Origin of the sequence: Vibrio sp. VP6 (assembly GCF_028823755.1) — a bacterium.
Taxonomy (GTDB): Bacteria; Pseudomonadota; Gammaproteobacteria; order Enterobacterales; family Vibrionaceae; genus Vibrio; species Vibrio parahaemolyticus.
This window is the reverse complement of sequence record NZ_JAPEID010000082.1, coordinates 1-4,979: the sequence shown is the minus strand read 5'-3', so window position 1 is coordinate 4,979 and position 4,979 is coordinate 1. Positions and strand designations below refer to the sequence as shown.

At 39.9% G+C, this 4,979-nt stretch carries 4 protein-coding genes; 3 read left to right on the top strand and 1 reads right to left on the bottom strand.

Annotation, left to right across the window (positions count from 1 at the left end; all coding sequences use genetic code 11):
• Window positions 1-1,626: 1,626 nt before the first annotated feature.
• On the bottom strand, window positions 1,627-2,571 hold the full coding sequence (locus OU793_RS23485; RefSeq protein WP_023624634.1) for an Rpn family recombination-promoting nuclease/putative transposase: 945 nt from the start codon (window positions 2,569-2,571) through the stop codon (window positions 1,627-1,629).
• Window positions 2,572-2,902: 331 nt separating this feature from the next.
• Here OU793_RS23485 and OU793_RS23480 point away from each other — a divergent pair, with 331 nt between their 5' ends.
• The 3 genes from OU793_RS23480 to OU793_RS23470 all read left to right on the top strand — a co-directional run.
• Complete coding sequence (locus tag OU793_RS23480) at window positions 2,903-3,568, top strand: AAA family ATPase (protein ID WP_031419872.1); 666 nt, start codon at window positions 2,903-2,905, stop codon at window positions 3,566-3,568.
• Complete coding sequence (locus tag OU793_RS23475) at window positions 3,552-3,872, top strand: hypothetical protein (protein WP_025788937.1); 321 nt, start codon at window positions 3,552-3,554, stop codon at window positions 3,870-3,872. Before OU793_RS23480 ends, OU793_RS23475 begins: the two co-directional genes overlap by 17 nt.
• Window positions 3,873-4,606: 734 nt before the next feature.
• The coding region (locus tag OU793_RS23470; protein ID WP_274647863.1) for a DNA-binding protein at window positions 4,607-4,979 on the top strand (373 nt) is incomplete at its 3' end.

Genomic DNA, 4,979 nt, shown 5'->3' with positions numbered 1-4,979 from the left:
CTTTCAAGCATTCTGCCCTACCCCTGCCTTTTCACCCCACTAAATGTTGAACGTATCCGCGCAAGCGGAGGACTTCGCACGTCCATCGAACATGTAAGTTGATCTACATCACATAATCCTCGTGTTTGCGATGACACTTCAACCTTATTGATCCTCTTACTCCCCTCGTTTTTCAGTGCCATATGCGGATTTTCATTTATTCACAAAAAGGGGTTTTGCGCCCATTTCTGCGATAAGTCCATTGTGCCTACTTCATCCCTTATTCGCAAAGGCGTTACAGTAAATCAGCTTCAACAGAATAATCAGTTAATACCTATGAATTTACGAATCAAAGTAGAGATAGCTAACGCCATTTAGGTTATGACACTGGTAAGGATGACAAATAAGTAATGACATATGATGTTTTTAGACTTAATAACGGCTGTGATCTAGAAGTGCACTCCAAAGTCATCACGATTTTTGTGCAAAAATCACTCAAAGTATCGTTGATATTAGGAATTATAATTTCGCTAGACCTTATAGGACATAGCCTCAGAGCTAAGTCTGGACTTTCTGCTGAAATGGGCACAAAACCCCATTAACATCCCTATTGGTGATGTTGAGGGCACTGTTCGTGGTGCTCCTGCGTATAAGCAATTCTCTGAAGTGTTCTTCAATGATCTGAAAGTGGTTCGTTACAGAAACATTGCTGAATCCATCATCGAGACTCGTAAGCGTCAAATTAAAAATGGGCTTCGTCATGCCTGGATTAGTTTTAGAGACATGGCAAACGGCGTCGTACAACGCTATTTGAATGCAAATAAGTTTGAGCTCGTAGCTGAATCAAATTTGCGGGTATTCGAGGCTTATAGTCCCCAGGTCTCCCTCAATCCACACTAACTCTTATCAATGAATCCGCGCAAGCGGAGGATTCAGCACGTCTATACAAGGTTTAATGTGATCTAAGTCATAGTTTTGTGCTGGTGTTCACCCCATTTCTATCGTTGTTACCACCCACAGTGAACGCAAATGGTCGATTTTACCCTAAAAAATAGTATTCACAGAAAAGATACCTATAGAATATCACTGTAAATTTTACCTGTAAAAGGTCATCTAGAGACATACCGTTCTTATGAGAATAAATATGTAAACTACGTATATGGAATAAATATAAGAATAAATATTTAAGAAAAAGCTATCGCTTCGCTCAAAGGAACCTCCCATCAAAAGCAATTAACATCGCAGTACAATTCAGAATAAACAAATGCTTTTGACGGGCCCCAACAGCCAGCTTTGATTACTTACGATAAAACAAGTCCCAATATCTAGCTGGCTGCGCTGAACATTTCTTTTGTCATACGACAGGAAACTATAGAGCATATACGTATAATTCCGTGAAAAGTCTTACTCGCTACGCTCGCGCATTCTAGCAAGGCAAAGGGCCATTTTTGTACCGGAATCACTGTGAATAAAAGAAAGCTTTTGATAGCTCGGGAAGGACGCATCTTACTCACTTCGTGAGCGCGTTCTAGTATTCGTCGCACAGCGACTCATGAAATGAATGGTTACGGCGTCACAATTTGCGGTTAAAAAAAATGACGAAATGTCATTAACATTTCGCCATTATGTCGGAATGAAACTAAATCATTAGTTGATGAGTTTTGAGATCTCATCTTCAGTAAGTTCTGTCGTTTGGGCGACTAAGGCAATATCAATGCCTGCTGAAAGCATTTTTTTTGCTATTGCTAGTTGGGTTTCTTGACTACCTTGTTTGCGACCTAATTTTTCGCCTTCTTGTCTACCTTGCTGTAGACCTTGTTTTAAACCTTGTTCGCGGCCACGCGCTTCTAATTGTTCTGCTACTGTCATGAACCGTTCCTCATGCTCTGGAACTTGCTTCGCTAAAGTTCGCATTAAATCTTCCAGATTTGATGTTTCCCCTACTCTAAGCAAATACTCCACTAAACTATCTAACTGTTTGCTGGTTATTAAACGCTCTAATAACAGTGTAACCAGTGTGTCTGTAAAATCCAACAAATCTCTTTGTCGTACATGTTTCTGTACCAGCTCTAACAAGGCCACTCGTTTATGTCGAATGATGTCATCATCCGGTATCACGGTGACATCCACCAAAGGGAAAGATTGACCATAAAGCAACTGAGCTATCTCTGGTTTTTCAAATTCATCCAACCAATTCGTGCTGTATGGGTAAGGACTGGTTTTTCCATGGTAAAACAGCAATGGTACGACTAAAGGTAACTTCTCATTTCCTGCATCAAGGTGTTGTTGCATCGCGGCAATAGCGTACCGCATCAATCGAAAGCCCATGTGTTTGTCTGGGCTGCTTTGATGCTCTATCAAAGCGTACACATACCCTACCCCACTGTCCGTTTCCATTGAGTACAGCACATCGGAATAATACGGCACTAACTCATCTTCCAAAAATGAACCTGATTGAAGCTGGAGCGTATCGAGGTTGCAGATTTGTTTGATGTGTCCTGGTAAGTGAATATCGAGAAAGTCTTTTGCTGTCTCTGGCACAGTCAAGAACGACTTAAACAATCCATCATGTATGGATGTTGGTGCTTTCATTCTGTTTATTCCCGTCTTTACATCCCAACACTATACTTTAATCAGTATGAGATTGCAGATTTTAATCTGATATATATCAGAACCTTAACCTTACTAGCGTACGTTTTCGTTCTATTAGACCTCAAACCACTTTGCTTCCTAAGCTCTAATGGTTGTTATATTTATTTTGTTTTTATTAATTATCTTATTTATGAAAATAATATAATTATGATAAATTGATTGTTTTTCTTGTTTTTCTTGTTTTTCTTGTTTTTCTTGTTTTTCTTGTTTTTCTTGTTTTTCTTGTTTTCAATTAGTAGGATTGTGATGTGGTTATTCAATGGAGTCCTGTATGAAAAAAATTATCCTTCTAGGTCATCAAAAGGGTGGTGTTGGTAAGTCGAATACGGCTTGCAACCTTGCCGTCGCTTTAGCTCATGAAAAATATCAAGAAGATACTAGTCGAATTTTACTACTTGATGCCGATCCGCAAGGTACTCTTTATCGTTGGAATCAAAGGCGAATAGAGATTGGGGGAGCTTTAAAGGAGTTTCCATGTATTCGCTTAGATGGAAATATTACTAAGCAGCTACAAAGAGAAATTGAAAATTATGATTTCATTATTGTTGATGCTGCTGGTCGTGATAGTCGAGAAATGCGCAGTGCAATGCTGGCTGCAGATCTCATGATCATGCCAACTAAGGCTAGTCATGCAGATTTGGAACTGTTAGAGCATATGGCTGAGACAGTTGAATCCGCTCGTGATTTTAATGATGCTCTAGAAGTTGCTGTTTTTATTAATATGGCGCCGACTAATACTCATGCTGAAAGACAAACTGCAAAGCAGTTGCTTAGTGAATATCCTGAATTTCATTTGATGAGGACAGTTGTTGCAGACCGAAAAGCACATCGTGATGCTTTTCATCATGCATGTGGTGTTCATGAATGGAAAGACAATAAAGCAAAGTCTGAGATTAGTTGCTTAACTAAGGAGATATTAGATGCTTTCTCGATCTAATTTAAAAGCTCAAGAAAAAAAAGTGAAGGAAGCTGATGCCTTTGTTGATGGTGCTGATTCTAAAGTTTCTCGCACGGTAGGACGCCCAAAACAAAAAGGAGAAAAGCGGGAGCCTGTTACTGTCTCTTTGACGAAGTCTGAAGCTCAACAATTGGATAAAATTCATAAAAGATTGAATGTCATTTCTTATTCTAAAGATGAAGATTTTTCGTTAGATCGCTCTAGTTTCATTCGAGCTATTGCGGAACGTTGTGAAAATATGTCAGATGAAGAATTATGGAAATGGTTTAATTACCATAAATAAGCTAATTATCTTATTTATGGTAATCAACTTATTAGATAACCCATCCCGATGCGATCGCCAAACCTACCTAGAGGGAAACTAAAACCCTAGAAGGGAGTTTCAATGCAAGGGAATTGTAGCATTAACCACACACACTAAACCAAAACGCTACTGATGATGAACTCAGGTTGCTCGCTAGTCTCATCGAGCGCGACTTTTTCCAACCGGTTCAGAGAAGCGTCGTTGAATCTTTTGTCTCTCGCTAGAGTATAAGCGCTCATGCGGACCTGGAAGGGGAGAGTGGCGGACATTTTTAAACCTAATGTAAAAAACATTTACCGCATTGTATTCCGTGGTGTTGATTAGATGTAATATGTTAAATAGCTAAATTTAGAGTGGCTTTTGCCTGTTTCGACGCAGCGATGACAGCAGAATTGCAAAAGTCACTCTTTTCCTCCCTGATTTCTCCCTTTATCTACCTGAAAGAAAATTACAGTTTTCGTCCAAATGTTAATCATTTGTGATGCGATTTCATTTCGGCGCGATCTTCTCTCTTAATCCTTAAAATGATCACTTTTCTCCAAGGTTGGCTCTTTACGTGGCTATGAGAGGGTAACCTCTGCGCTTTTGTGCACCCTTGACTGTAGGGCGCTTCTGTTTGTTTTAATTTTGTACAGATTGTTTGTATGTACGTTAGTTTGTTCGTATAATAACAAACGTACAAACAAACTTTGAAAGTGACAGGGGAATGAAGCATGGTCAGAGAAAGAGCTTTTTCGGATCTGCAAGTTAAAGAAGCGGCAAATGCGCTTTTGGTTGAAGGTAAAAACATCAACGGAACGTCACTGCGCAACAAGATTGGTACAGGCCGTCCGTCTGCCTTAATGTCTGCGTTTAAGGCACTTGAGGATTCTGGTGAAATCCTAGCGCCGATGCTTCCAGACTCTAATGAGCAAACCATTGTTCATCAGGAGTTACCGCCGGAAATTGCTGAGCGTTTGTCATTAATGCTTGGTGATGTTGAACAGCTTGTTCATCAGATCAACGACCACGCTCATTACACTGTTGAGCAACGTCTTAACCAAGCCATTGCAGAAGCAAACGAACGTGCTGCGAATGCAGCAAAGC

What these genes read in the sequence shown, in the direction of transcription:
- OU793_RS23485 (WP_023624634.1), bottom strand. Translation starts at nt 2,571, where the DNA reads ATGAAAGCACCAACATCCATACATGATGGATTGTTTAAGTCGTTCTTG.
- OU793_RS23480 (WP_031419872.1), top strand. Translation starts at nt 2,903, where the DNA reads ATGAAAAAAATTATCCTTCTAGGTCATCAAAAGGGTGGTGTTGGTAAG.
- OU793_RS23475 (WP_025788937.1), top strand. Translation starts at nt 3,552, where the DNA reads ATGCTTTCTCGATCTAATTTAAAAGCTCAAGAAAAAAAAGTGAAGGAA.